The sequence below is a fragment of the Allobosea eneae genome (genome assembly GCF_042657265.1).
Lineage (GTDB): Bacteria > Pseudomonadota > Alphaproteobacteria > Rhizobiales > Beijerinckiaceae > Allobosea > Allobosea eneae.
In genome coordinates, this window is record NZ_JBHSLW010000007.1 from 18,470 (window position 1) to 42,638 (window position 24,169).

The 24,169-nt window shown below is 67.3% G+C and carries 25 protein-coding genes; 10 read left to right on the forward strand and 15 right to left on the reverse strand.

Annotated elements, in window-relative coordinates:
* Position 1: 1 nt before the first annotated feature.
* The 5 genes from ACFPOB_RS04905 (at position 2) to ACFPOB_RS04925 (ending at position 5,749) form a co-directional block, all read left to right on the forward strand.
* Positions 2–895: an ABC transporter permease gene (locus ACFPOB_RS04905; RefSeq protein WP_377796374.1), complete on the forward strand. Its 894-nt coding sequence runs from the start codon at positions 2–4 to the stop codon at positions 893–895.
* Positions 896–898: 3 nt separating this feature from the next.
* Positions 899–1,939 carry an ABC transporter ATP-binding protein gene (locus ACFPOB_RS04910; protein ID WP_377796375.1) on the forward strand — a complete coding sequence of 347 codons (1,041 nt, stop codon included), beginning with the start codon at positions 899–901 and terminating at the stop codon, positions 1,937–1,939.
* Positions 1,936–2,916 (forward strand): ABC transporter ATP-binding protein, encoded by a 981-nt coding sequence (locus tag ACFPOB_RS04915; RefSeq protein ID WP_377796376.1) that lies wholly within the window; start codon positions 1,936–1,938, stop codon positions 2,914–2,916. The genes ACFPOB_RS04910 and ACFPOB_RS04915 overlap by 4 nt, the downstream gene beginning before the upstream one ends.
* Positions 2,917–4,002: 1,086 nt before the next feature.
* Positions 4,003–4,986 carry a Bug family tripartite tricarboxylate transporter substrate binding protein gene (locus tag ACFPOB_RS04920; protein WP_377796377.1) on the forward strand — a complete coding sequence of 328 codons (984 nt, stop codon included), beginning with the start codon at positions 4,003–4,005 and terminating at the stop codon, positions 4,984–4,986.
* Between the two features lie 103 nt (positions 4,987–5,089).
* The gene (locus ACFPOB_RS04925; protein ID WP_377796379.1) at positions 5,090–5,749 is read left to right on the forward strand and encodes a TetR/AcrR family transcriptional regulator; all 660 of its coding nucleotides are present in this window, start codon (positions 5,090–5,092) and stop codon (positions 5,747–5,749) included.
* A 22-nt stretch (positions 5,750–5,771) separates the two neighbouring features.
* Here the strand turns inward: ACFPOB_RS04925 and ACFPOB_RS04930 are convergent, their stop codons facing one another.
* The 4 genes from ACFPOB_RS04930 to ACFPOB_RS04945 all read right to left on the reverse strand — a co-directional run bounded on the left by ACFPOB_RS04930 (position 5,772) and on the right by ACFPOB_RS04945 (position 10,132).
* Positions 5,772–6,638 carry a sugar phosphate isomerase/epimerase family protein gene (locus ACFPOB_RS04930; protein WP_377796381.1) on the reverse strand — a complete coding sequence of 289 codons (867 nt, stop codon included), beginning with the start codon at positions 6,636–6,638 and terminating at the stop codon, positions 5,772–5,774.
* A gap of 3 nt (positions 6,639–6,641) precedes the next feature.
* A complete protein-coding gene (locus ACFPOB_RS04935) occupies positions 6,642–7,829 on the reverse strand; it encodes a dihydrodipicolinate synthase family protein (protein WP_377796383.1) in 1,188 nt (395 codons plus the stop codon).
* Between the two features lie 22 nt (positions 7,830–7,851).
* The gene (locus ACFPOB_RS04940) at positions 7,852–9,003 is read right to left on the reverse strand and encodes a Gfo/Idh/MocA family protein (RefSeq protein WP_377796384.1); all 1,152 of its coding nucleotides are present in this window, start codon (positions 9,001–9,003) and stop codon (positions 7,852–7,854) included.
* Positions 9,004–9,229: 226 nt separating this feature from the next.
* Positions 9,230–10,132 (reverse strand): LysR substrate-binding domain-containing protein, encoded by a 903-nt coding sequence (locus ACFPOB_RS04945; RefSeq protein ID WP_377796385.1) that lies wholly within the window; start codon positions 10,130–10,132, stop codon positions 9,230–9,232.
* A gap of 83 nt (positions 10,133–10,215) precedes the next feature.
* Between ACFPOB_RS04945 and pcaD the strand changes: the two genes are divergently transcribed.
* The 5 genes from pcaD to ACFPOB_RS04970 are packed head-to-tail and all read left to right on the forward strand — an operon-like array spanning position 10,216 to position 13,568.
* Positions 10,216–11,001: a 3-oxoadipate enol-lactonase gene (gene pcaD / locus ACFPOB_RS04950; RefSeq protein WP_377796386.1), complete on the forward strand. Its 786-nt coding sequence runs from the start codon at positions 10,216–10,218 to the stop codon at positions 10,999–11,001.
* The gene (pcaC, locus tag ACFPOB_RS04955) at positions 10,994–11,380 is read left to right on the forward strand and encodes a 4-carboxymuconolactone decarboxylase (RefSeq protein ID WP_092162204.1); all 387 of its coding nucleotides are present in this window, start codon (positions 10,994–10,996) and stop codon (positions 11,378–11,380) included. The genes pcaD and pcaC overlap by 8 nt, the downstream gene beginning before the upstream one ends.
* Before the next feature lie 11 nt (positions 11,381–11,391).
* On the forward strand, positions 11,392–12,114 hold the full coding sequence (pcaH, locus tag ACFPOB_RS04960; protein WP_377796387.1) for a protocatechuate 3,4-dioxygenase subunit beta: 723 nt from the start codon (positions 11,392–11,394) through the stop codon (positions 12,112–12,114).
* A 2-nt stretch (positions 12,115–12,116) separates the two neighbouring features.
* Positions 12,117–12,728 (forward strand): protocatechuate 3,4-dioxygenase subunit alpha, encoded by a 612-nt coding sequence (gene pcaG / locus ACFPOB_RS04965; RefSeq protein WP_377796388.1) that lies wholly within the window; start codon positions 12,117–12,119, stop codon positions 12,726–12,728.
* Positions 12,729–12,731: 3 nt separating this feature from the next.
* A complete protein-coding gene (locus tag ACFPOB_RS04970) occupies positions 12,732–13,568 on the forward strand; it encodes a 3-oxoadipate:acetyl-CoA acetyltransferase (RefSeq protein ID WP_377796390.1) in 837 nt (278 codons plus the stop codon).
* Positions 13,569–13,588: 20 nt separating this feature from the next.
* On the opposite strand, the gene ACFPOB_RS04975 is transcribed toward ACFPOB_RS04970, so the two are convergent.
* The 11 genes from ACFPOB_RS04975 to ACFPOB_RS05025 all read right to left on the reverse strand — a co-directional run bounded on the left by ACFPOB_RS04975 (position 13,589) and on the right by ACFPOB_RS05025 (position 24,165).
* The gene (locus ACFPOB_RS04975; RefSeq protein ID WP_377796391.1) at positions 13,589–15,226 is read right to left on the reverse strand and encodes an isochorismatase family protein; all 1,638 of its coding nucleotides are present in this window, start codon (positions 15,224–15,226) and stop codon (positions 13,589–13,591) included.
* 12 nt (positions 15,227–15,238) lie between these two features.
* Positions 15,239–16,087 carry an N-acyl homoserine lactonase family protein gene (locus ACFPOB_RS04980; protein WP_377796393.1) on the reverse strand — a complete coding sequence of 283 codons (849 nt, stop codon included), beginning with the start codon at positions 16,085–16,087 and terminating at the stop codon, positions 15,239–15,241.
* 18 nt (positions 16,088–16,105) lie between these two features.
* Entirely contained in the window at positions 16,106–16,987 is an 882-nt protein-coding gene (locus ACFPOB_RS04985) for an amidohydrolase family protein (protein ID WP_377796394.1), read from the reverse strand.
* Positions 16,984–18,099 (reverse strand): vWA domain-containing protein, encoded by a 1,116-nt coding sequence (locus ACFPOB_RS04990; RefSeq protein ID WP_377796396.1) that lies wholly within the window; start codon positions 18,097–18,099, stop codon positions 16,984–16,986. The genes ACFPOB_RS04985 and ACFPOB_RS04990 overlap by 4 nt, the downstream gene beginning before the upstream one ends.
* Positions 18,096–18,980 (reverse strand): AAA family ATPase, encoded by an 885-nt coding sequence (locus ACFPOB_RS04995; protein ID WP_377796397.1) that lies wholly within the window; start codon positions 18,978–18,980, stop codon positions 18,096–18,098. Before ACFPOB_RS04995 ends, ACFPOB_RS04990 begins: the two co-directional genes overlap by 4 nt.
* A gap of 4 nt (positions 18,981–18,984) precedes the next feature.
* Positions 18,985–20,028, reverse strand: coding sequence for a xanthine dehydrogenase family protein molybdopterin-binding subunit (locus tag ACFPOB_RS05000; protein WP_377796399.1), 1,044 nt, complete (start codon positions 20,026–20,028; stop codon positions 18,985–18,987).
* Between the two features lies 1 nt (position 20,029).
* Positions 20,030–21,793: a xanthine dehydrogenase family protein molybdopterin-binding subunit gene (locus ACFPOB_RS05005; RefSeq protein WP_377796401.1), complete on the reverse strand. Its 1,764-nt coding sequence runs from the start codon at positions 21,791–21,793 to the stop codon at positions 20,030–20,032.
* Positions 21,794–21,956: 163 nt separating this feature from the next.
* Positions 21,957–22,439, reverse strand: a complete 483-nt coding sequence (locus ACFPOB_RS05010; protein ID WP_377796402.1) for a (2Fe-2S)-binding protein — start codon at positions 22,437–22,439, stop codon at positions 21,957–21,959.
* Positions 22,440–22,449: 10 nt separating this feature from the next.
* Complete coding sequence (locus ACFPOB_RS05015) at positions 22,450–23,271, reverse strand: FAD binding domain-containing protein (RefSeq protein WP_377796404.1); 822 nt, start codon at positions 23,269–23,271, stop codon at positions 22,450–22,452.
* 1 nt (position 23,272) lies between these two features.
* On the reverse strand, positions 23,273–23,725 hold the full coding sequence (locus tag ACFPOB_RS05020) for an SRPBCC family protein (protein ID WP_126111070.1): 453 nt from the start codon (positions 23,723–23,725) through the stop codon (positions 23,273–23,275).
* A gap of 2 nt (positions 23,726–23,727) precedes the next feature.
* Complete coding sequence (locus ACFPOB_RS05025; protein WP_091838493.1) at positions 23,728–24,165, reverse strand: SRPBCC family protein; 438 nt, start codon at positions 24,163–24,165, stop codon at positions 23,728–23,730.
* Between the last annotated feature and the right edge of the window lie 4 nt (positions 24,166–24,169).

Sequence of the window (24,169 nt, forward strand, 5' to 3'; positions counted from 1 at the left end):
GATGAGTGCGGTGACGTCTGCGGCCGCCATGCCGGCTGTCCCCCAGCCGGTGCGCTCTCCCGGCTACTGGTCCGGCGTCTTCAGGCGCTTCCGCAAGGACAAGGTCGCGGTCGGCGCCGGCATCGTCGTGCTGGCGATCATCCTGATGGCGGTCTTCGCCGATTATATCGCCCCGGCCGACCCGACCCGCTCCTCGATGCTGCGGCGCCTGCGCCCGATCGGCACGCCGGGCTATCCGCTCGGTGCCGACGAGCTCGGCCGCGACATGCTCTCGCGCCTGATCCACGGCGCCAGGCTGTCGCTGTTCATGGGCGTGGTGCCGGTCTTCATCGCCTTCTTTTTCGGTTCGCTCATCGGCGTCGCCGCGGGCTTCTTCGGCGGCAGGTTCAACACCATCACGATGCGCACCGTCGACATCTTCTACGCCTTCCCCTCGGTGCTGCTGGCGATCGCGCTCTCGGGCGCTCTCGGCGCCGGTGTCTTCAACTCGCTGCTGTCGCTGACCATCGTCTTCATCCCGCCGATCGCCCGCATCGCCGAGAGCGTGACGACGCAGGTGCGCTCGATGGACTATGTCGAGGCGGCGCGGGCCAGCGGTGCCGGCTCCGGCACGATCATCCGCGTTCACGTCCTCGGCAACGTGCTCGGTCCGATCTTCGTCTACGCCACCAGCCTGATCTCGGTCTCGATGATCCTGGCCTCGGGCCTGTCCTTCCTCGGCCTCGGCACCAAGCCGCCGACGCCGGAATGGGGCCTGATGCTGAACACGCTGCGGACGGCGATCTATGTCCAGCCCTGGGTCGCCGCGCTGCCGGGCGTCGCGATCTTCATCACCTCGATCTCCTTCAACCTGCTCTCGGACGGGCTGCGCTCGGCCATGGACGTGAAAGGCTGAGCCATGTCGCTCTCGCTCCATGCCGAAGACGGACTCGATCGCGGCGGCGCCGGCACCCCGCTGCTCGAGGCGCGGACGCTGACCAAGCATTTCCCGCTCGGGCGCGGCGCGGTGGTGCGCGCCGTCGACGGTGTCGACTTCACGGTGATGAAGGGCGAGACGCTCGGCGTCGTCGGCGAATCCGGCTGCGGCAAGTCGACGACCGCGCGCGTGGTGATGCAGCTGATCCCGCAGGACGAGGGCCAGATGCTGTTCGATGGCGAGGCCGTTGGCAGCTCGGCGCTGTCGCTCAAGGACTATCGCCGCCAGGCGCAGATGGTCTTCCAGGATTCTTTCGCCTCGCTCAACCCGCGGCTGACCATCGAGGATTCGATCGCTTTCGGACCCATGGTGCACGGCGTCCCCAAGTCGGGCGCGATCCTGCGGGCCCGCGACCTGCTCGCCCGGGTCGGGCTCGACCCGGCCCGCTTCGCGGCACGCTATCCGCACGAGCTCTCCGGCGGCCAGCGCCAGCGCGTCAACATCGCCCGGGCGTTGGCGCTGGGGCCGCGCCTCGTCATCCTCGACGAAGCCGTCTCGGCGCTCGACAAATCGGTCGAGGCGCAGGTGCTCAACCTGCTGATGGATCTGCGCGAGGAGTTCGGGCTGACCTACATCTTCATCAGCCACGACCTCAACGTCGTCCGCTTCATCAGCGACCGGGTCATGGTGATGTATCTCGGCGAGGTCGTCGAGATCGGCCCGGTCGAGGAGCTCTACGACGATCCGCGCCATCCCTATACGCGGGCGCTGCTCTCGGCGATGCCGTCGATGGACCCGGACAACCGGACCATGGAGGCGCCGCTCGCCGGCGACCCGCCGAACCCGATCAATCCGCCGGAGGGCTGCCGCTTCCATCCGCGCTGCCCGCAGGCGCAGACGGTCTGCTCCAAGGCCAAGCCGGCGCTGACCAGGATCGGCGAGGGCGCCAGACTGGCCGCCTGCCACATGGAGATTCCCGGCTCCGGTCACAGCCGCGCCCCGGCGCTGGAGGATGCCGCATGACGACACCTCTCGTCGCGATGGAGAACGTCACCGTCCGCTTCAAGGGCGCGCAGACGGTTCATGCGGTCAACGGTGTCTCGCTGACGCTGGAGCCGGGCAAAGTCCTCGGCATCCTCGGCGAATCCGGCTCGGGCAAGAGCGTGACGCTGAAGACGCTGCTGCGCCTCCTGCCGGAGACCCGCACCGAGATCGGCGGCAAGGTCATGGTCGACGGCAAGGACGTGCTGGCGCTTGGCGCACAGGAACTCTCGGATTATCGCGGCGCCGTCACCTCGATGATCTTCCAGGACCCGGCACTGGCGCTCGATCCGGTCTACACCGTCGGCGAGCAGATCGCCGAGGCGATCATCCGGCTTGAGAAGATCGGCAGGCGGGAAGCAATGAAGCGCGCGCTCGAGCTGCTCGAGCTGGTGCGCATCCCCTCGCCCGAGCGACGCCTCAAGGCCTATCCGCACGAAATGTCCGGCGGCATGCGCCAGCGCGCCATGATCGCGCTTGCGCTCGCCGCCCGCCCGAAGCTCCTGCTCGCAGACGAGCCGACGACGGCGCTCGACGCGACCGTGCAGATCCAGATCCTGCTGCTGCTGCGCCAGCTCCAGCGCGATCTTGGCATGGGCGTGATCTTCGTCACCCACGACATCGGCGTCGCGGTCGAGGTCTCGGACCGTCTCGCCGTGATGTATGCCGGCCAGATCGTCGAGACCGGCACGGTGCGCGAACTGCTCAGGGATCCGCGCCATCCCTATACGCGTGGTCTCCTTGCGGCGAACCTGCATGGCGCGAAGAAGGGCGAGCGGCTGGAGGCGATCCCCGGCGCGCCACCACCCCTGAACGAGGCCCCTTCCTCCTGCTCATTCGCGCCACGCTGCAAGCAGGCGCAAGACATATGCCGAGCGAACTTGCCTCCTGCCGTGGCACTTGGCGAAGGCCGGCTCGTCCGCTGCACCCAGGTGGAGGCCGCGCTCACTCCGGCCTGATTTTCAGCCGCACCGGAGCATTGCGAAGCGCGCAATTTTGCAGGCAACCTCATTATCGCGAGAGGCCACGTCCTGCTTTTGCGTCTACCGATGCGGGTCAGTGCCTGTGCCGATGCGGATAGATCGGCCGCATGCCAACGCCGGCAGACACAGAATCAGTTCGACGCCTGCGGAGGGAGGCGTTGGCTCCTATGCATGGACCGGCCGCGACCTTGCCGCCCGATCGCCAAGCTAGACTGCCCGAAACCGGAGGTCGGCAGAGTCTGCTAGGGCCTGCCTATGCCAGGCGACACCACTATGCCACTGGCATGGTTCGGTTCGCCAGATGCGCGGTCGTCCCCGCTTGGCCGCGCATGAAGTCCATCCCGGGATTCCGGCAACCCTAGCTCGGAGACTGGCGCAAGGTCGTCGGGTATGCCATCGGCCGCTCGATCGACGTCCGGCTGACGCTGGCCGCCCTGCGCTCCGCTGTCGAAAGGCGAAAACCGCCGCCCGCGGCGTGCATCACGGCGATCGCGGATCGCAATATGCTGCGGGGCGTTATCGGGAAGCTCTTGCTGAACACGGTCTCGTCGGATCGAGGGGGCGCCGCGGCAATCCCTCCGATCGCGCCAAGGCCGAGAGCTTCATGAAAACGCTCAAGGTCGAGGCCGTCTATCGATGGCCTACGCGACCTTCCAGGACGTCGCTGCCGACCTTCCGCGCTTCATCGATCCGATCTGCAACACCAGTCGATTGCGCTCCGCTCGGCTATCTCAGCCCGCAGCAGTTCGAGGATCAACACACCCGGCTCACAGTCAAAGCCGCAGCCTGATCCACTCTCCCCTCAGGGGCGCACTCCAAGTTTAAACACGCCCCACTATGATCGATTGGCGCTCAGCGCGGCGCCCAGTTCGCAAACGCCGATCTCACGGCCTGATCGCGCCGAGCTCGCTTTCCTGCGTGATTTGACGAGGACGCCGTCCATCAGGGGCGCGCGTCGCGTCGCGCGCAGTTTTGTATCTCACCGGTTAGATACTTAATTGACGCGATTGGGAGCGCGCGCTAGCCTTCCGGAAAAGAACACACCAACCGGAGGAGGAAGCCATGTCCCCATGGAAGGCAGCGCTCTTAGCCGCTGCATTGCTTGCGCTCGCCAGCCACCAGGCACATGCGCAGCAGACTTATCCAAACCGCTACATCACCATGGTCGTGCCCTTCGCCGCAGGCGGACCGACCGACATCGTCGGCCGCATCGTGGCGGACCACATGTCGCGCACGCTGGGCCAGCAGATCGTGATCGAGAACACCGCGGGCGCCGCCGGGACGACCGGAGCGGCCCGCGTCGCCAAGGCGGCCCCGGACGGTCACACCATTCTGGTCGGGCCGATGAGCACGATGAGCTTTTCGCCGGCGCTCTATCCGAAGCTGACCTTCAATCCGCTGACGGATTTCGAGCCGATCGGCATCGCGGCCTCCGCGCCGATCATGCTCGTGTCCAACACGGCGGTGCCGGCGACCAGGCTCGCCGAGTTCGCGGCCTATTTGAAGGCGAACCCGGCCAAATTGACCAATGGCAATGCCGGCGTCGGCTCGACGTCGCACCTCGCCTGCCTGCTGCTCAACAACCGCATCGGCGCCTCGGTCACCCTCGTGCCCTATCGCGGCACGGGGCCCGCCCTGCAGGATGTCGTATCGGGCCAGGTCGGGTATCTCTGCGATCAGGTGACGAGCCTGATGTCGCAGGTCAAGGCCAATGCCGTCCGGCCTCTCGCCGTGCTGGCTCCGACCCGCTCTCCGGTCCTGCCGGATGTGCCGACGGCCACCGAGTCGGGCATGAGCGGCATCGACATGGTCGTGTGGAACGCGCTGTTCGCCCCGAAAGGGACGCCGCCCGAGATCATCGAGAAGCTCAACGCCGCCCTGGTCAAGGCCATCACCGATCCCGCCTCGCGCGAGAAATTCCTGCAGCTGGGCGCAGAGCCGCCGCCGGAGAACCAGCGCTCGCCTCAGGCGCTGCATCAGGTCCATGCCGCCGACGTCACGAAATGGGGCGAGGTCATCCGCTCGGCCAATGTCACGATCGAATGATGCGTTCCGGCTTGTCCGGGCCCTGCTTTCTTGTCACATGGCCTAAGAGAGGAAATCCAACCCAGGCGATCGTGACGACGTGCAAAAGAAGGATGCAGATGGCGTGACGGCGGCCGGAGAGGTTTCGCAGAAGCCTGTCCGTCGCCGCGACAGCGCAGCGACACGCGCCCGGATCATGCGCGTTGCAGCTCGCGAATTCGCCAGCAAGGGTTACGAGGGAGCCGGCACCGACGAGATCGCGGCAAAGGCAGCGATCAACAAGCGGATGATCTACCACTATTTCTCGTCGAAGGAGCTGCTTTACCTGGCCGTCCTCGAGGAGGCTTATCGCAGGGCTCGCGTCGCCGAGCAGAAGCTCGAGCTCGACAGCCTGGAGCCGCTGGCGGCGCTGCAGCGCTTCGTCGAGTTCAACTTCGATTCCTTCGTGCGGGACCGGACCTTCATCAATCTGCTGGCGACCGAGAACCTGCAGAAGGCAAAGGTCCTGAAGAAGTCGGCACAGGTGAGCAGCTTCAACTCGCCGATCATACAGGCGGTCGGCCGGATCATCGCACGCGGCGAAGCCGCAGGCTCCATCCGCAAGGGCCTGGATCCGCTGCAGCTCTGGATCACGATGATCGGGACCTGCTATTTCTTCTTCTCGAACATCTACACGCTGTCCGTCATCCTCGAGACCAAGTTCGACGAGCCGGAGGTTCTGGCGGCAAGGCGCGCGCATGTCGTCGATTTCGTGCTGAACGCGGTGCGGCCGCACGCGGGCTGAACATCCTCGTTTCAGCGTCGCCTCAGACCGCCGATCTGTGCCGCGCGATACAGGTCGTCAGGACCTCGTCCATCGGCCGCGTCCACCAATCCGCCTCGGAGAAGATCTCGACCTCCGAGAAGCCGGCGAAGCCTTCGGCCTCGACAGCCTGGCGGATCTTGCTGATCTCGATGACGCCGTCGCCCATCATGCCGCGGTCGAGCAGGAGATCGCGCGTCGGCACCAGCCAGTCGCAGACATGGAAGGCGAGCAGGCGCGCCAGGCCGGCGCGCCTGATGCCGGCATGGAGCTCCGGATCCCACCAGACATGGTAGACGTCGAGCGCGACGCCGAGCGCACCGGTTCTGGCCGGGTCGAGCCGATCGCAGATGTCGAGCGCCTGGCCGAGCGTGTTCACGCAAGCGCGGTCGGCCGCATACATCGGATGCAGCGGCTCGATGGCGAGCGGCATCCCAGCGGACTTGGCATAGTCGAGCAGCTCGCCGATGCCATCCTCGACCTGAGTGCGGGCAAGCGCCATGTCCAGCGAAACCGCCGAGCCCGGCCGCGAATACTGCGGCAGGCCGCCGACCACGAGAACAAGGCAGGCCGCTTCGAGCGCGGCCGCCTCGTCGACGGCGCGGCGGTTGTCGTCGCGCGCCTCCTGCCGCCGCGACGCATCGGCCGGGAACATGCCGCCGCGGCAATAGCCCGAGAGCTTGAAGCCATGCCGCCGGACTGCGGCCTTGGTCGCTTGGAGTCCAACGGCGGCGACCTGGTCACGCCAGGGCGAGATGGCGCGGATACCATGCCGGGCGCAAGCCTCGGAGATCTGCAGCAGATCGCCCTGCTTGCGGATGGTCGCCGTGTTGATCGACAGCCAGGCGTGGTCACGCGAGAAGTCGCGCATGTCTCAGGCTCCGATGCCGTAGGTTGCCATGACTCGGGCCATGCGGGCTGCCGCCTGGTGCGGATCGTGGAACAGCCCGGCCTTGTCGGCGAGGCGGAACAGCTCGGCCAGATGCAGCATCGAGCGGGTGCTTTCCTGCCCGCCGAGCATGGTGAAGTGGTCCTGGTGCCCGTTCAGATAGGCGACGAAGACGATGCCGGTCTTGTAGAACCGCGTCGGCGCCTGGAAGATATGGCGCGAGAGCGGCACGGTCGGGCCGAAGGCTGCATGGAATCCCGGCAGGTCGTCGTCGGCCAACGCCGCCAGGGCTGCGGCGGCGGCGGGAGCGATCGCATCGAAGATGCCGAGCAGCGCATGCGAATGGCCTTGCTCGTCCCCGGCGATCAGCTCGGCATAGTTGAAATCGTCGCCGGTATACATCAGCACCGACTCGTCGAGCCGGCGTCGCATGGCGATCTCCTTCTCCTTGTCGAGCAGGGAGATCTTGACGCCGTCGACCTTGGCCGCATTGGCATTGATGACGCCGACGGCGACATCCATCGCGGCATCGAGATCACGCGTGCCCCAGTAGCCAGCCAGCGCCGGGTCGAACATGTCGCCGAGCCAGTGGATGATCACCGGCTCCTTCGCCTGCGACAGGATGCGATCATAGACTCTGACATAGTCGTCGGGGCTCCTGGCGACGCGGGCGAGCGCGCGCGATGCCATGAAGATGATCCGGCCGCCGGTGCCTTCGATCGCCTCGAATTGCGTCTCGTAAGCCCTGACGACATCGTCGATCGAACGTGCCTCGGCCGGGTCGAGATGATCGGTGCCGGCCCCTGAGAAGATGACGGCTCCAGGCCTGGTCCGAGCAAGGGCCGTCGAGCGCTTGATCAGCTCCAGGGCCAGCGGCCAGTCGAGCCCCATGCCGCGCTGGGCGGTGTCCATCGCCTCGGCGAGGCCGAGGCCGAGATCCCAGAGATGCTCGCGATAGGCCAGTGTCCGCTCCCAATCCGGCGCGGCCTTGAGCCAGGGGTCGCTCGCAGCCCAGGGATCGGCGACGACATGGGCGGCGGCGAGCGCCAGCCGGTTGAACGGCTTGCCCGAACGGGGCGCCTGCCGCACCGGCTCGCCGAGCCGATAGAGTTCGGTGGAGCGATCAGGCTTCGGGAGCGTGACGGCAGCGGCGAAGGGGCGCGTGTCCTGCATGGCGTGTTCCGACCCCGTCCTCTCAGAGCGTGAGCTTGGGCACGTCGACCCAGCGCCGTTCCTTCCAGCTCTGCAACGCGCATTCGACGAGCTGCACGCCTTTCGCGCCCTCGATCAGCGTATGCGAATAGGGCAGCTCCTCGACCACATGGCGGATGAACATCTCCCATTGCGTCTTGAAGCCGTTGTCGTAGGTCGCGTTGTCCGGCATCGTCATCCAGGTGTCGCGGAAGTCGATGCTCTGGCGCTGGTCGGGGTTCCAGACTGGGCGCGGGGTGGCGTTGCGCGGCTGGATGACGCAATCGTGCAGGCCAGCCACGGCCGAGCCGAGGGTGCCGTCGACCTGGAAGGTGACAAGGTCGTCCCGATAGACGCGCGTCACCCAGCTCATATTGATCTGTGCGATCACGCCGCCGGCCAGCTGGAAGGTGGCATAGGCGGTGTCGTCGGTGGTGGCCTTGTAGCGCTTGCCGGTCTCGTCGACGCGCTCCGGAATGCCTGTGCTGCCCAGGCAGCTCACGGCCTCGACCTCGCCGAACAGATTGTCCAGCACGTAGCGCCAGTGGCACACCATATCGAGGATCATGCCGCCGCCATCCTCGGCGCGGTAGTTCCAGGACGGCCGCTGCGCCGCCTGCCAGTCGCCTTCGAACACCCAATAGCCGAACTCCCCGCGCACCGAGAGCATCCGGCCGAAGAAGCCGGAATCGCGCAGTGAGCGCAGCTTCATCAGGCCGGGCAGGAAGAGCTTGTCCTGCACGGTGCCGGTCTTGACGCCCTTCTCCTTGGCGAAGCGGCAAATGCTCAGCGCCTCGTCGAGATTGGTCGCGATCGGCTTTTCGCAATAGATGTGCTTGCCGGCGGCGACCGCCTTCTGCAGCAAGGTCGGCCGCATCGGTGTGGTTGCCGCGTCAAAGAAGATCTGGTTGCGCGGATCGGCGATCGCAGCGTCGAGATCGGTGCTCCAGCGCGCGATGCCATACGCCTTGGCGAGCCCCTCGACCTTCTCGGCGTTGCGCCCGATCAGGATCGGATCGAGCTGCACGCGCGAGCCGTCGGAGAGCGGAACCCCTCCCTGCGCACGGATCGCGACCACGGAACGGATGAGATGCTGGTTCATCCCCATGCGACCGGTCACGCCGTTCATGACGACGCCGAGTGTCTGGACTGGCACGAGCTGTCCTCCCTGGCTTTGCGCGATGCCGATCATCGCCGGCACGCTATTTTATAACTCAGTGGTTAGTTACTTATAAGAGCGGAGAAGAGCTGTCAAACCCGCGTACTCAGCCCGCTGCCCCGCAGCCGAGACCGTAGATCATCGTGTTGCCGAGATGCTGGTGCGCGCGACCAGAGCCACTGGCCATCCGGCGACGCTGCCGCACATGGCTGCCGGGAAGGCTCTACCCTTGCCGGTCGGCGTTCTCCTTGGTCAGCCTCTCCAGCAGATCGAGGCCCGGCACCGCCGGCCCGCCCTGACGGCGGGTGAGGCCGACCGCGCCCGACAGGAAGCGGGCGCCGGTTGAGATCTCGCAGAGATCATTGCGATTTAGGTCGTCCGCCACGACACCGCGCGAAATGAACCAGACGGCATCCGAGCCGAGCAGGATCGCGCGCCCGACGGGCAGGGCCACCGTCTCGAAGGCGGGCTGCAGGCCGGCGAGATTGAACGTGAGCAGATAGTCGTCGACCGCCGGGCGGATAATCGCGGTGGCCGGCGGCAGCAGCACCGGCACGCGCGCCAGCAATTGCGCCACCGGCTCGCCGCGCAGCGGATGGTCATGGCGGGCGACCAGCGTGATCTCTTCCTCGTAGAGATGTGTGAAGGCCAGGCCGGCCATCTCGCTTGCCACCGGCATGCGGCCGAGCATCAGATCGATCGCCCCCTCGCGCAGCAGCCCGACGAGATAGGAATGCGGCCCGGTCTCGATCGCCAGCACGGTTTCGGGCGCAATCTCGCGGAAGCGCAGCGCCACCCGTGGAAACAGGCGCGTCGCCGCCGTGGGCAGGACCCCGACGCGGATCGTGCTGCCCGGCGCGCCCGGATGCATTGCCGCAGCGCCGGCTTCGAATGCCTGCAATCCCACACTGGCATGGCGGCGGAACAGGGCGCCCTGCTCGGTCAGCACCAGACGCCGCTTCTCGCGTCGGAACAATGGCGTCGCCAGCAAGGTCTCCAGCTCCGCAAGGGTACGGCTCAGGGCGGGCTGGGTGATGCCCTGGCGACGCGCGACCGATGACAGGCTGCCCTCGGCTGCGATGTCCAGAAAGGCCCGGATATGCCGCAGCTTAATGGCAGGATGCATAATCACTAGATTATGACTCCAGGCGGCCTTTGCATTGTTCGCCGCGAATTCGTGCTGATAGGTTATGAGCAGGAGGAAAGATCGTGCAAGCCCTGACCCGTCCCTATGGAGCCCTCCATTGTCGCGTGGATGGCCCGTCCGACGCACCCGCCGTGATCTTCGCCAACTCGCTCGGCACCGATCTGCGGCTCTGGGACCCGGTCCTGCCGCTCCTTCCCCACACTTTGCGCTACATCCGCTATGATAAGCAGGGCCACGGCCTCTCGACGCTGGGGGGCGGCACCGACATCTCCGATCACGCCGACGACGCCATCGCATTGATCGAGTCGCTCGCCGATAAGCCCGTCTTCTTCGTCGGCCTCTCGATCGGCGGCCTGATCGCCCAGACCGTGGCGAGCCGGCGTCCCGACCTCGTCCGCGCGGTCGTGCTTTCGAACACCGCTGCCCGCCTCGGCACGGTCGAAAGCTGGCAGGCCCGCATCGAAGCGGTCGTCGGCCATGGACTGGAGCATATCGCCGACGCCGTCATGGAGCGCTGGTTCGCCCCGGCTTTCCGCGCGAAGCCCGAGTTGGCGCTCTGGCGCAACATGCTGACCAGGACCCCGGCGGCCGGCTACATCGCCGCCTGCAGGGCGCTATCGAAGGCCGACCAGAGCGCCGCCACCGCAGCGCTGCGCCTGCCAGCCCTGGCAATCGCCGGCGATACCGATGGCGCCTCCCCGGCCGAGCTGGTCGAGGCGACGGCCGCGCTGATCCCCGGCGCCACCTTCCACATCGTTCCCGGCACGGGGCACCTGCCCTGCGTCGAGAACCCCACGGCCTATGCTGCGATCCTGTCCCCGTTCCTGAAGGCCCATGCGCATGACTGAACTCGCCGAGAAAGGCATGTCGATCCGCCGCCGCGTCCTGGGCGAGGCCCATGTGAACCGCGCCGAAGCCAACAAGTCAGCTTTCGACGCCCCGTTTCAGGCGCTGATCACAGATGCCGCCTGGGGCCATGTCTGGGCCAGGAACACGCTGCCGACGCGCGAGCGCTCGATGATGACGATCGCGCTGCTGGCCGGGCTCGGCAATTACGAGGAGCTCGCTCTGCACCTGCGCGCCACGCGCAACACCGGGGCCAGCCAGGACGACGTGATGGAGGCCCTCCTCCATGTCGCGATCTATGCCGGCGTCCCGCGCGCCAACCACGCCATCAAGATCGCGAAGGACATCTTCGCCGCCATGGCCCAGGAAGAACAGGCCTGAAGGAGGAAGCCATGAAACCCGCCGAGTTCTACCAGCGCGACCGTCTCAGGCAGCCGCCGGCGCTGACGCCGAACTACAAGACCTCAGTCGGGCGCAGCCCGCGCCTGGCGATGCTCTCCCTCCAGAGCTCGATGTCGGAGATCACCGGCCCGACCTTCGGCCACAGCGACATCGACCCGATCGACAACGATCTGATCAAGAACTACGCCCAATCAGGCGACCCGATCGGCGAGCGCATCATCGTGCATGGCCGCGTCCTCGACGAGAACGGCCGCCCGGTGCCGAACACGCTGGTCGAGATCTGGCAGGCCAATGCCGGCGGACGCTACCGCCACCGGAAAGACAGCTATCTCGCGCCGATCGATCCGAATTTTGGCGGCTGCGGGCGGACCCTGACGGACGAGAACGGCTATTATTTCTTCCGCACGATCAAGCCCGGCGCCTATCCCTGGCGCAACTGGGTCAACAGCTGGCGCCCGGCCCATATCCATGTCTCGGTCTTCGGCACCGCCTTCGTCCAGCGCCTGATCACCCAGATGTATTTCGAGGGCGACCCGTTGATCGCAAAATGCCCGATCATCGCGACGATCCCGGATCCGCACGCGATCGAACAGCTGATCGCGCCGCTCGACACCAACGCGGCCATCCCCCTGGATTGCCTGGCCTATAAATTCGACATCGTGCTGCGCGGCCGCCGATCGACCCTGTTCGAGAACCGCCTGGAGGGCAACTGATCATGGTCCAGCCTCTGCCCTATCTGCAGGAAACCGCCTCCCAGACCGCCGGCCCCTATGTCCATATCGGCTTGGCGCCGGGCGCGGCCGGCTTCGACATCTATCGCCGCGAGCTCGGCTGGGAGATCGCCGGCCCGGATGTGCCCGGCGAGCGCATCCGCATCGAGGGCCTCGTCTATGACGGCACCGGCGCGCCGGTGAAGGATATCCTGCTGGAAGCCTGGCAGGCCGACGCAAACGGCATCTACCCCAATCCCGAGGATCCGCGCCATGGCGAGGTCGCGCCGGGCTTTCGCGGCTGGGGCCGGATCATCACTGATTTCGACAGCGGCCTCTGGAGCTTCGAGACGATCAAGCCGGGGCCCGTGCCCGGGCGCAACAAGCGCATCATGGCGCCGCACATCAACCTCTGGCTGGTCTCGCGCGGCATCAATATCGGCCTCAACACGCGGATGTATTTTGAGGACGAAGACAACGCTGCCGACCCTGTGCTGAACCTGGTCGAGCAGGAGAGCCGCCGGCAGACCCTGATCGCCCGCCGCACCGCCCCTGGAACTTATCGTTTCGACATTCGCCTCCAGGGCGAAGGCGAGACCGTCTTCCTGGATGTCTGAGCGATGTCGCAAGCCTGCGTCATCTGTGTCGCCATCACCGGCTCTCTCCCGACGAAGGCGAACAACCCGGCGGTTCCGATCACCATCGCCGAGCAGATCGAGAGCACGCATGAGGCCTTCGAGGCCGGAGCCAGCATCGCGCACTGCCATGTCCGCGACGACGAGGGCAAGCCGAGCTCGGACCCCGAGCGCTATGGCCGCCTCAAGGAAGGCATTGAAAAGCACTGCCGCGGCATGATCGTCCAGCTCTCGACTGGCGGCCGCTCGGGCGCGGGGCAGGCGCGCGGCGCGATGCTCTCGCTACGGCCGGACATGGCGTCGCTGGCGGTCGGCTCGAACAACTTCCCGACCCGGGTCTACGAGAACCCGCCGGATCTGGTCGACTGGCTCGCCGCCGAAATGGTGGCCCATGGCGTCAAGCCGGAGATCGAGGCCTTCGACCTCTCGCACATCCTCAAGGCGCACGAGATGTGGAAGCGCGGCCAGATCGTCGAGCGCCCTTACGTTCAGTTCGTCATGGGCGTGAAAAACGCGATGCCGGTCGATCGCGACGTGTTCGACTATTACATCCACACCGTGAAGCGGCTGTTCGGCGAGAATGTACCCTGGTGCGCCGCGGGCATCGGCTCGAGCCAGATCGTGCTGAACGAATGGGCGATCGCGGCGGGCGGCCATGCCCGCACCGGCCTGGAGGACAATGTGAGGCTGGACCGCGAACGGCTCGCGCCCTCGAATGCCGCGCTGGTCGAGCGAGCCGCTGATCTCTGCCGGACCTATGGCCGCCCGGTCGCGACCTGGCAGCAGGCCCGGGAAATCCTCGGCATCCCGCTGAAGGCCTGAAACGCCGCCGTGCCCGGGGTCTAATGCCCTGCAGCGGATGTGGCGGCGATCACCGCCGCCACATCGGTGACGACGCAGACATTCTGCAGGGCGTAGTTGACCGAGGCCGCATGCCATTCGGCGTTCATGGTCGAGCAGGCATCCTCCGGCACCACCATGAAATAGCCCTTGTCGGCGCCGGTGCGGGCGGTGTGCTCGATCGACATATTGGTCCAGGCGCCGGTGACGATGACGATGTCGCGGCCGAGCGCCCTGAGCACGGTCTCCAGCCGCGTGCCCTCCCAGGCGCTCATGCGCTGCTTCTCGACGATGTGGTCACCGCCTTGCGCCTCCAGACCCGGTACGGGCGCAGCACCCCAGGTGCCGCGCACCAGCGCCTTGGCATCGGCGAGCCCCTCGAACAACGGCGCGTTCATGGTGACGCCGGGCGCACCGGCTTCGACGATGAACCAGACATGGATGACCGGGATGCCGCGCGCCCGCGCCGCCTGCGCCAGGCGTGAGCCGTTGGCGATCGCGTTCTGCTGGCGGCAGTGCTCCGGCGAGCCCGAACTGGCGAAGGCGCCGCCCTCCATCACCACGTCGTTCTGCATGTCCTGGATGATCAGGGCGCAGCGCGATGGATCAAGCTGGTAGCCGGAGGCAGCCTTCTTGGTGCCGTTTGCCGAGACAGAGGCTGCGGGGACGACATCTGGGGTAGGCCGCTCTGCAGCGTCCCGTCCATGGCTCGAACGCCCGGCGCCGGCATTGCTCGCTTTCATGTAAGGCTCGAGGCGGGGCCCGACCTTGGTCTCCACCGCATAGAGCGAATGGCTCGCGGTGAGGAAGAGCGTGCGCCAGTCCGGCCCGCCCCAGGTGAGATTGCCGACGAGCTCGGGCACGCGCAGTTTGCCGATCAGCTCGCCCTTGATCGAATAGACCCAGACCCCGCCGGGGCCGGTCACCCAGATATTGCCCTGAGCATCGCATTTCATCCCGTCGGGGACGCCGGGCTCAGGTCCGACGATGCCGGTGGCGAAGATGCGGCCGGGACCGAGCCGGCCATCCGCCTTGATCTCGAAGACGCGGATATTGTGCTGGACGGTGTCGTTGACGAAGAGCCGGTCTTCCGTGGGGCAGAAGCAGAGCCCGTTCGGCTGGTCGAAGAGATAGCGGTCGACCAGGAGCTGGGGCGCGCCACCTTCCGGGGGAATACGATAGACGCCCTGGAAACCCAGCTGGCGCGGCCGCTCGACGCCGAAGACCGGCATACGGCCATACCAGGGGTCAGAGAAGTAGATCGACCCGTCCGACTTCACGACGACGTCGTTCGGGCTGTTGAGCTCCATGCCCTCGAAATGCGAGGCAATGACCTCGCGCCGGCCGTCCGGCCGCTCGCGCACCAGCGAAGAGGTCGCGTGCTCGCAGACGATCAGGTCGAGCGCGGCATCATAGGTCATGCCGTTGCATTTGTTCGCCGGCCGCCTGACCTCGCGCACGCCGTTCTTGTCCCAGCGGCGGCGCACATCGCCCGGCATATCCGAGAACAGGAGATGCTGCTCCTGCGGATGCCAGATCGGACCCTCGCAGAACTCGAAGCCGGTGCCGAGCTGGCGCACCGGCGCCCAGAGGTCGATCAGATCGGCGAAGCCGGACTGGACGGCGGTGTGCGTGGTCATGGGCGACCCCCGTCAGGCCGCGAACCAGTTACGCGCCGGCAGCGACTGCACGACGGGCCCCGGCACCGCCATGTCCATGCGGCCGACGACCTGGCCATGGGCGATCTTGGCCGGCTTGTCATGCACCGGCAGCAGGAAGGCGCCGGTGGCGAGCAGCTTCTTGATCGCCGCCTTCTCCTGCCGCTTGGAGACGCCGTGATTGCCGGTGGTGCGCGGCTCGTTGGCATGCAGCTCGTGGAAGGGCGAGACGATCTGGTCGTTGAAGTCGTAGATCACGTCGCCGCAGATGATGGCGCGCCCTTCATTGGTGTCGACATGGACGTTCATCGAGCCCTCGGTATGGGCGCCGGCGGCTTCGAGATAGCAGCCGGGGAAGAGCTCGATCATCCCGGATAGTTCGAGGTCCTCGAAGCGCAGCGCGTCACGCGTATGCAGGCGATCGATCAGGTGCTTGATGTCGGGCGCCGGGTATTGCGGGTGCATCAGCCCGGAGACCGAGTATTCGAGCTCGCGCCGGTTGACGAGCACCGTGGTGTTCATCGGGAAGAGCTCGTCCTTGCCGGCATGGTCGATATGGAGATGGGTGTGCATGACATAGCGCACGTCGCCCATCCGCACGCCGTGTTTGGCGAGCTGGTTCTCGATCATGTTCTCATGGAACTGGAGGCCGCGCATGCCGAGGCTCTCCATGATCTGGTTGTGGCGGTAGCCGGTGTCGACCACCACCGGCCAGGGCCCGCCGAGGATCAGGAAGCCATAGGTCGGCACGCGGCGGGTGCGGCCGCAATCGCGGCCGAGCACGAGGAAGCTCGATTCCAGCTCGATGTCGCCATAGTCGAGGATCTTGATTTCGAGGGCCATGAACGTCCTCCCCTTTGATTATCGGCCGAGGCGGTAGACCCGCCTCGCGGTGTCGTTGAACACGGCTGCCTGCGCGGCTTGCGGCACGGCGGCGCGATGCGCGCCGATCAGCTCGGCATAGGACGTCCAGAGCTTTTCGATCGGGAAATTCGAGCCGAACAGGCAGCGCTCCGGCCCGAACAGGGCAAGCGTCTCGCCGATGATGAAGGCGATCTGCTCGGGATCGTTCCGACGCTGGAAGGTGCCGAGGCCCGAGAGCTTGCTGGTGATGTTCGGCTGGGCTGCCAGCAGCGCCATGCCCGTGCGCCAGGCGGCGATGCCGTCCGGCGACAAGTCCTCCAGCATGCCGGCATGCTGGAGGACAAAGGTCACCTTCGGGCAGGCGGCGGCGAGCTCGGCCGCGCCCGCCATCTGGCCGGCGAAGACCTGGAGATCGAAGCTGAAGCCATACTCCGCCAGCCGTCCGACATTGGCGATCAATCGGGGATCGCGGGCGAGATCGGGGCCGCTGGCGAAGCGGTAGAGCGCGTTCTCGTGCCAGTGCAGTTGCATGCGCACGCCGCGCACCCGGGCGTTGTGCGCTAGCTCATCGAGTTGCGGGCGGACATCCGCGGCCAGCATGTCGGCATAGGCGACGATGGCGATCGGGAAGCTGGACTCCTCCGAGGCCTGCGAGACGTAAGTCACCTCGTCGAGATAGCGGTCCGTTGCCCAATTGGCCTGGACATAGACGGCCTGCGTCACGCCGGCCGGTCGGCAATCGGCGAGATATTCGGCGATCGGATAGTCGCGCCGGATCGGCTCATAGGGGCCGAAGATGCGCGGCTGCATCGGGCCGAGCAGCCAGGGCAGATCGGCCTGCCGCCAGATGTGGAAATGGGAATCGACGAGACCGGTCATGCCGCCAGCGAGCCTCCGAGTGACAGGATGTGCCGGCAGATCCGCGCCGTGCTGCCGCCGTCAGACAGGCTCGCGAGGCGCGGCGCGATCAGCCTGAGCGCTTCGGTTTCGGGTCGGTAGCCGGGATCGGCCGCCAAGGGCGTCAGCCAGTCGATACGATGGGCGCGCTGCGCCAGCCTTCCGACAGCCGTGACCAGCGCCGAGGGATCGCCGCGCTCGAGGCCATCCGAGAGCACGACGACGACCGCGCCGCGCGCGTAAGCGGCGAAGCGCGGCACTGCGAGGAAGGCCTGCAGCGCGTCGCCGATGCGCGTGCCGCCATCCCAGTCGGCAACGAGGCCGGAGGCTTCCATCAGCGCCTGCTCGCGGCGCTTGCGCCTGAGCGCCCGCGTCACGCGGGTGAGGCGGGTGCCGAAAGTGAAGACCTCGACCTGGCGGGTCGCATGGACGATGGTGTGCGCCAAAGCGAGATTGGCGTCGCTGCGCTGCTTCATCGAGCCGGAGACGTCGATCAGCAGCAGGATCGGCCGTGGCCGCGTCTCGCGCTTGAGCCGCTTCAGGCTCATCACCTCGCCGTCATGGCGGATCGCATCCTTGAGGCTGCGGGCGAGGTCGACCATCGGCCCGTGGCGCGCCGCCCGGTGGCGATAGCCGCGCCGGCGGGGCAAGGCGGCCGGCAGGGCCCGGCCGAAGCGGCGCAAGGTCTCGCTGTCGTCGAGCGGCTTCAGCTGGCGGATCGACAGGGCCTCGGCCCCGGTCGCGGCCTGTCCGGTCTCGTTGACTTCCTCGCCGATCAGCACCTCGCGCGAACCGGTGTCCTCCTGGATGGAGATGTCCTCGTCCGGCGCGAAATCATCGTCGCCGGGCTCGGCCAGGGCGCCGCCGAGGAAGTGTAAGTCGAACAAGACATCGAAGAGCGCGCGCTGCTCGGGATGGGGCGCAAGCGTCGCAAGCGCGGCCTTGCGGATGTGCTCGACACTGCGCGGGCCGAGCAGTTCGATCGCCATCAGGAAGCTGGTCGTCTGCTCGGGAGCAGCCGCAATGCCGTGCTCACGCAGCAGCGCCGGGAAGGCGACGAACAGCCGGGCAGCAGGGGGAAGCGGCGCGATCATGCCGCCAGTCCCGGGATGAAGAGCGGCAGGCGCGGGCGCAGATGGGCGAGGTCCTCCTCGTCCTTGATCGCGGCGCCGAGCGAGCGACGAAACGCTTCCGGCCAGGGCGCGCCGCTCTGGGCCAGCGCCGTCGCGGCCTCGGCCCAGTCGACCGCCTCGGCGACGCCCGGCGGCTTGGCGAGCGGCTCCTGCCGCAGCAGGCCGACTGCATGGACGACGGCGCGGGCCGTACTCTCGGCGACGGCGGAGGAGCGCAGCATAATGATGTCAGCTTCGCGTTCCGGCTCGGGATAGGCGATGTAGTGGTAGACGCAGCGGCGGCGCAGCGCCTCGTGCAATTCGCGGGTGCGGTTCGAGGTTAGGATCACCACCGGCCGCTCGGGCGCGCGCAAAGTGCCACGCTCGGGGATCGAGATCGAGAAATCCGAGAGGAATTCGAGCAGGAAGGCCTCGAACTCATGGTCCGAGCGGTCGATCTCGTCGATCAGCAGCACGACCTGGTCCGGCCGCCGCAGCGCCGTCAGCATCGGCCGCTCGATCAGGAAATCGTCGCGGTAGATGTCGAGCTGCTCGCCGTCCTTCGCCTGCCGGATGGCGAGCATCTGGCGTGGATAGTTCCATTCGTAGAGCGCGGCGGCCGCATCGATGCCCTCGAAGCATTGCAGGCGGATGAGCTGGCGCCCGAGGATGCCGGCGAGCGCCTTGGCAGCCTCGGTCTTGCCGACGCCGGGCGCGCCTTCCAGCAGCAGCGGCTTGCCGAGCGCGAGCGAGAGGTAACCGGCCGTCGCGATGCCGTCATCGGCGAGATACATCGCCGCCTGCAGGGCCTCGGCGAGGTCCTCGGGGCTGGAGATGCCGGCGACGGTCGTCCTCAGCGCCATCGGGTCACCGCCAGTTCACCGGGCCGCCGCGGCGCGGACCGGGCTTGGCGCCACCATTGGCCTTGATGCCGCGCAGGATCTTCTCCGGCGTGATCGGCAACTCGTCGACCCTGACTCCGACGGCGTTGTAGACGGCATTGGCGATCGCCGGCAGCACCGGATTGGCGCACATCTCGCCCGGGCCCTTGCCGCCGAACGGGCCGTCCGGCGCCGGCCGCTCCAGCACCGTGACGTGATAGGGCGCGATATCGCCCGGCCCCGGCATCAGGTACTCGTTGAAGTCGCGCGGGCCGTGCTCCGGATTGGGATAGTACGGTTCCGGCGTTTCGTAGAGCGCGTGGCTGATCCCCATCCAGGCGCCGCCGACCAGCTGCTGCTCGACCATGCGCGGATTGATGACACGGCCGAGCTCATAGGCGCTGGTCATGCGGAGCACCTCGACCTCGCCTGTCTCGTCGTCGACGGCGACATCGGCGACGAGACAGGCATGGGCGAAGGCGGTGTTCGGGTTCATCTCGCCGGTCTCGGCATCGACCGCCGAAAGCGGGATCAGGAAGATGCCGCGCCCGGCGATGGTCTTGCCCTGCTTGAACTGCGCCGCCTGCGCCGTCGCCTTGACCGTGATGCTGCGCGAGGGCGCGCCGCGAACATGGATGTTGCCGCGCCCATCGGTGACGAGATCGGCGGCGTTGACTTCCAGCTCCTCGGCCGCAGCTTCGAGCAGGACGCCGCGCGCCTCGCGGGCAGCAACGATGATGGCGTTGCCCATGCGGTGCGTGCCGCGCGAGGCGAAGGAGCCCATGTCGTGCGGGCCGGTGTCGCTGTCGGCGGTGTCGACATAGACGTCCTCGACGGGAACGCCGAGCGTCTCGGCCGCGATCTGGCGCGAGACCTGCTTCATGCCCTGGCCGAGATCGATCGCCGAGAGCGCGACGGTGAACTTGCCGTCGGGGTTGGAATGGATCAGCGCCTGGCTCGGATCGCCGCCCAGGTTCATGCCGATCGGATAGTTGACCGAGGCCATGCCGCGGCCTTCGTGACGGGCCATTTCAGCGCCTCCTCGTGCCGAAGACCGACGAGAACCGCACCGCGCCATGCTGGGTCTGCGCGGGTGCGGCCGGCGGTGGCGAGGCAGGCGGCGGGCTCGCCGGTTGATGGGCGGGCGCTGGCGAATATGAACTGGCCGGCTGATAGGGCGGCGGCGCCGGCTGGTAGGCCGGAGGTGACGGCGGTGCAGCCGGTCGCTGCGGCTCGTAGCGCGGCACCTGCGTCGGCGTGGCGCGGCCGTCGCGCGCGCCCTCCATCACCGGCTGCTTGCTCGGCGCGATCCGGCTCGTACCCGCCGGCAGCACCTGCGTCGCCGGCCCGCTGCGCGAGTCCGGCCTGCCGATCTGGCCACGCGCGTCGAGCTGAGTCGCCGGGATCTGCGCGCGTTCGCCGGCGCCGCCGCCGATCAGCGAAGACGCCCGCATCGCCTGCTCGGACAGCGGCCAGTTCGCCTTCTCGGCCGCGACCTGCACGCATTCGACCAGCGCCGTGTTCTTGGCGGCGCGCCGATGCGCCTTCATGTCGCCATCGCGATAGGCGTTGAGAATCCGGAACTCCATCGGGTCCATGCTGGCGGCTTCGGCGAGGCGGTCCATCTGGACCTCGAGCGCGAAGTCGACCGCGGTGACGCCGAAGCCGCGCATCGCGGTCGAGGGGCAGCGATTGGTGTAGGAGACGTAGATGTCGGAGGCGACGTTGGGGATCCAGTACGGCCCCGGCAGATGCGCCGTGCACTTGATCGCGGCGTAGCTGGACAGGCGCGTATAGGCGCCGGCGTCGAAATAGCTGCGGACATGGCGGGCGACGATGCGCCCGTCGCGCATCAGCCCGTCCTTGATATAGATGCGCTCGGCGCCGCGCGGCGAGCCGTAGAGCATCTCCTCCTCGCGATCGAGCACGAAGCGCACCGGCCGGCCGGTCAGCATGGCGCCGAGCACGGCGAGCGGCTCGGTCAGGGAGTCGACCTTGCCGCCGAAGCCGCCACCGACCGTGCCGCCGATGAAATGCAATTGGTTCGACTCGACATCGACGATCTTGGCGGTGGTGCCTAGCGCAAAGAACAGGCCCTGCGCGCAGGAATGCACGACATAACGGCCGTTCTGTTCGGGCGCCGCGATCGAGCCGTTGGTCTCGGTCGGCGCATGCTCGATCGGCGACATCTGGTAGCGATGTTCCATCACGATGTCGGCGCCGGCGAAGCCGCGCTCGACATCGCCGAAGCGCAGCTTCTGATGGTCGAAGCGCTCGTGATATTCGAAGTAGTTGCCGGGATAGGTCTCGTTGACCACCGGCGCGCCGGGCTTCAGCGTCTCCTCGACATCGAACACCGCCGGCAGCGGGTCGTAGTCGATGCGCACCAGCTTGCGGGCTGCGAGCGCCTGCGCCTCGCTGTCGGCGAGGATGGCGACCACCGGCTCGCCCTTGTAAGCGACCTTGTTCACCGCCAGCGAGGGCTCGTCGTCCTTGCCGAAATTGATCAGGCTGAGCAGCGTGTTCTTGTTAACCGGCACGTCGGCGCCGCGCAGCACGCGCTTGACGCCGGGCGCGCGCTCGGCGGCCGAGGTGTCGATCGACCGGATACGGGCATGATGGTGCGGGCTGCGCACCACCTTGAGATGCAGCATGCCGTCGAAGCCGTGATCGTCGAAGAAGCGGGTGCGCGCCGTGACATGGCCCGACATGTCCTGGCGCTGCACGCCCTTGCCGATGACGTTGAGATTGTCGTCGCGCTCGTCGGCGAAGAGGTCCTTGCGGAGTTCTAGCATGACAGCCTCCCGCTTCCCTTCGTTTCCCCCTCGTCGTCATCCCGGACAAGCGGCGAGGCCGCGCTGATCCGGGATCCATGCCTGAACCGTTCCGGAATGGGTCCCGGGTCTGCGCTTCGCTCCGCCCGGGACGACTGCGCGGTGGGGGTGAAGGTTTTCATCATCATACCCGCCTCGCGCTGGTTCCGCTGGCGGCTGCCAGGATGGCGGCGATGATCGGCTCGTAGCCGGTGCAGCGGCAGATATTACCGCTGATCGCCTCGACGACCTCCTCGCGGCTCGGCTGCGGGTTCTTCGCCAGCAATGCCCGCGCCGCGGTCAGCATGCCCGGCGTGCAGAAGCCGCACTGGGCGGCGAAATGGTCCATGAAGGCGTCCTGCAGCGGGTGCAGGTTCGGCCCATCGGCCATGCCGGAGGTGGTCTCGATCTGGCGGCCCTCGCAGGACACTGCGAGGGTCAGGCAGGCGAGCTGCGGCTCGCCGTCGACGAGCACGGTGCAGACGCCGCAGGTGCCCTGGCCGCAGCCATATTTCGGGCCGAAATCGCCGAGCCCGCGCCGCAGCGTGTCGAGCAGGTTGCTCGCCGGATCGACGAAGGTGGCGCGGTCGCTGCCGTTAAGGCGGAACTGGATGGGGAGCTTGGCCATCGGCGCCTCCTCAGCGCGGCTCGCCGGCGAGCAGCCGGCCGAGATGGACGGGGAGGATCTCGCGCCGATACCACTCGCTCGCGATCGCGTCGGTCGCCGGGCGGCAGCCTTCGAGCGCGGCCTGCTTCGCCGCCTGGACCGCGGCCTGGTCGAGCGGCTTGCCGTCGAGCGCGCGCTCGACGCCGCGGGCGCGGATCGGGGTCGGCGCCATCGCGCCATAGGCGACGCGCGCCTGCGCGATCCGGCCGCCCGCAAGCGGCAGATGCGCCGCGATCGAGAGCAGCGAGATGCCCTTCGGCTTCACCCGGCTGATCTTGCGGAAATGGAACTCGGCCGGATTCTGCGGCCGCGCGAACTGAACAGCTGTGACCAGCCCCTGGCCGCCGCGCTCGCGGGCGCTGAGGAAATCCTCCAGCGCCACCGCCCGGCCCGAGCCATAGCCGGACTGCAGCACGACCTGCGCATCGAGCGCCAGCAGCGCCACGGTGAAGTCGCCATAGGGCGCGGCGGCGAAGAGATTGCCGCCGATCGTCGCCATCGTCCGGACTGCCGGACCACCGATCGCGCGCGCCGCGGCATGCAAAAAGGCGAGCTCGCGATTGGCCAGCAGCATCGCCATGGTCACGCCGGCGCCGAGCTCGATGCGGGCGCCGCCAGCGCTCATCTGGCGGAAGGCCGGATCAGTGATGCGCACCAGCGTGCCCTCGGTCAGACGGCCCTCGTTGACGTCGCGCATCACGAGGGTCCCGCCGCCGATCAGCAGCGCCTGGCGGTCGCCGGAGAGGATGCCGGCGGCTTCCGAGAGGCTGGCGCAGGTTCGCAGATCGAGCATGTCAGGCCTCCTCGCCGACGATCGCCGGCAGGCGGCGCACCGCCTCGATGCCATTGGTGTAGACCTCGTCGCCGACCAGCCTGGCGAGCTCGGCTTCCCGTCCCGGCGGCGTGGTGAAGCGGCTCTCCCAGTGCCAGAAGCTGCGATTGCCGTCGGTCACCGGCAGCAAACGGACATGGGCGACGTAGTTGAACAGCGGGATCGGCGTATCGAGCAGGCAGTAGCTGAAGGTCATTTCGAGATCGGAGAGGGTCAGCAATTGCTCGCGCAATTCGCTGCCGTCGCGCAGCACGAAGCGCCGGATGCAGCCGACCCGGTCCGGCGGGTAGGCGCGCTCGATCTCGCTCCTCGCCACGATCGGGTGCCAGCGATCATGCCCGTTGAAGTCGCGCAGGACCGACCAGAGCCGGTCCACCGGCGCATCGATGATCGTGCTGCGGACGACATGGGGCATGGCTATCCCCCGAAGGCGCGCTTGAGGGCGTCGAACCCGCCCTGGAAGACATTGGTGCCGATGCCGGCGACGAGCTCGGCCTCCTTGTCTGGCGCACAGTCGAAATCGGCCGACCATTCGATGAAGGTGCGCTCCTGATCGGTGATCGGCGTCAGCCTGAGCGTCGCGACGTAGTTGGTCAGCGGCATCGGCGAATCCAGGATCGAATAGGTGCAGAACATGTCGTAGTCGGAGAGGCCGAGCAGCTGCTCGCGCAAACGGTCGCCGCTGCGCAGCGAGAAGGCGCGGATGCAGCCGACCTTGTCGGCCGGCTCGCCGTTCTCGATCCGGCTCTCAGCGATGCGCGGATGCCAGTTCGGCAGCCCGTTAAAGTCGCGCACCCGGGCCCAGACCTTGGCGGCTGGGGCGGCGATGACGCTGGAGACGTAGACGCGGGCCATCGCT

Coding starts and splice junctions, on each gene's coding strand:
- ACFPOB_RS04970 (WP_377796390.1), top strand. CDS start 12,732: ATGTCGCAAGCCTGCGTCATCTGTGTCGCCATCACCGGCTCTCTCCCG.
- ACFPOB_RS05000 (WP_377796399.1), bottom strand. CDS start 20,028: ATGGCCCGTCACGAAGGCCGCGGCATGGCCTCGGTCAACTATCCGATC.
- ACFPOB_RS04995 (WP_377796397.1), bottom strand. CDS start 18,980: ATGGCGCTGAGGACGACCGTCGCCGGCATCTCCAGCCCCGAGGACCTC.
- ACFPOB_RS05010 (WP_377796402.1), bottom strand. CDS start 22,439: ATGGCCAAGCTCCCCATCCAGTTCCGCCTTAACGGCAGCGACCGCGCC.
- ACFPOB_RS04980 (WP_377796393.1), bottom strand. CDS start 16,087: ATGGCCCTCGAAATCAAGATCCTCGACTATGGCGACATCGAGCTGGAA.
- ACFPOB_RS04945 (WP_377796385.1), bottom strand. CDS start 10,132: ATGCATCCTGCCATTAAGCTGCGGCATATCCGGGCCTTTCTGGACATC.
- ACFPOB_RS04975 (WP_377796391.1), bottom strand. CDS start 15,226: ATGACCACGCACACCGCCGTCCAGTCCGGCTTCGCCGATCTGATCGAC.
- ACFPOB_RS05020 (WP_126111070.1), bottom strand. CDS start 23,725: ATGCCCCATGTCGTCCGCAGCACGATCATCGATGCGCCGGTGGACCGG.
- ACFPOB_RS05025 (WP_091838493.1), bottom strand. CDS start 24,165: ATGGCCCGCGTCTACGTCTCCAGCGTCATCGCCGCCCCAGCCGCCAAG.
- pcaG (WP_377796388.1), top strand. CDS start 12,117: ATGGTCCAGCCTCTGCCCTATCTGCAGGAAACCGCCTCCCAGACCGCC.
- ACFPOB_RS04930 (WP_377796381.1), bottom strand. CDS start 6,638: ATGCGCGACTTCTCGCGTGACCACGCCTGGCTGTCGATCAACACGGCG.
- ACFPOB_RS04985 (WP_377796394.1), bottom strand. CDS start 16,987: ATGACCGGTCTCGTCGATTCCCATTTCCACATCTGGCGGCAGGCCGAT.
- pcaC (WP_092162204.1), top strand. CDS start 10,994: ATGACTGAACTCGCCGAGAAAGGCATGTCGATCCGCCGCCGCGTCCTG.
- ACFPOB_RS05015 (WP_377796404.1), bottom strand. CDS start 23,271: ATGCTCGATCTGCGAACCTGCGCCAGCCTCTCGGAAGCCGCCGGCATC.
- ACFPOB_RS04905 (WP_377796374.1), top strand. CDS start 2: ATGAGTGCGGTGACGTCTGCGGCCGCCATGCCGGCTGTCCCCCAGCCG.
- ACFPOB_RS04920 (WP_377796377.1), top strand. CDS start 4,003: ATGTCCCCATGGAAGGCAGCGCTCTTAGCCGCTGCATTGCTTGCGCTC.
- ACFPOB_RS04990 (WP_377796396.1), bottom strand. CDS start 18,099: ATGATCGCGCCGCTTCCCCCTGCTGCCCGGCTGTTCGTCGCCTTCCCG.
- pcaH (WP_377796387.1), top strand. CDS start 11,392: ATGAAACCCGCCGAGTTCTACCAGCGCGACCGTCTCAGGCAGCCGCCG.
- ACFPOB_RS04915 (WP_377796376.1), top strand. CDS start 1,936: ATGACGACACCTCTCGTCGCGATGGAGAACGTCACCGTCCGCTTCAAG.
- ACFPOB_RS04910 (WP_377796375.1), top strand. CDS start 899: ATGTCGCTCTCGCTCCATGCCGAAGACGGACTCGATCGCGGCGGCGCC.
- ACFPOB_RS04935 (WP_377796383.1), bottom strand. CDS start 7,829: ATGCAGGACACGCGCCCCTTCGCCGCTGCCGTCACGCTCCCGAAGCCT.
- ACFPOB_RS05005 (WP_377796401.1), bottom strand. CDS start 21,793: ATGCTAGAACTCCGCAAGGACCTCTTCGCCGACGAGCGCGACGACAAT.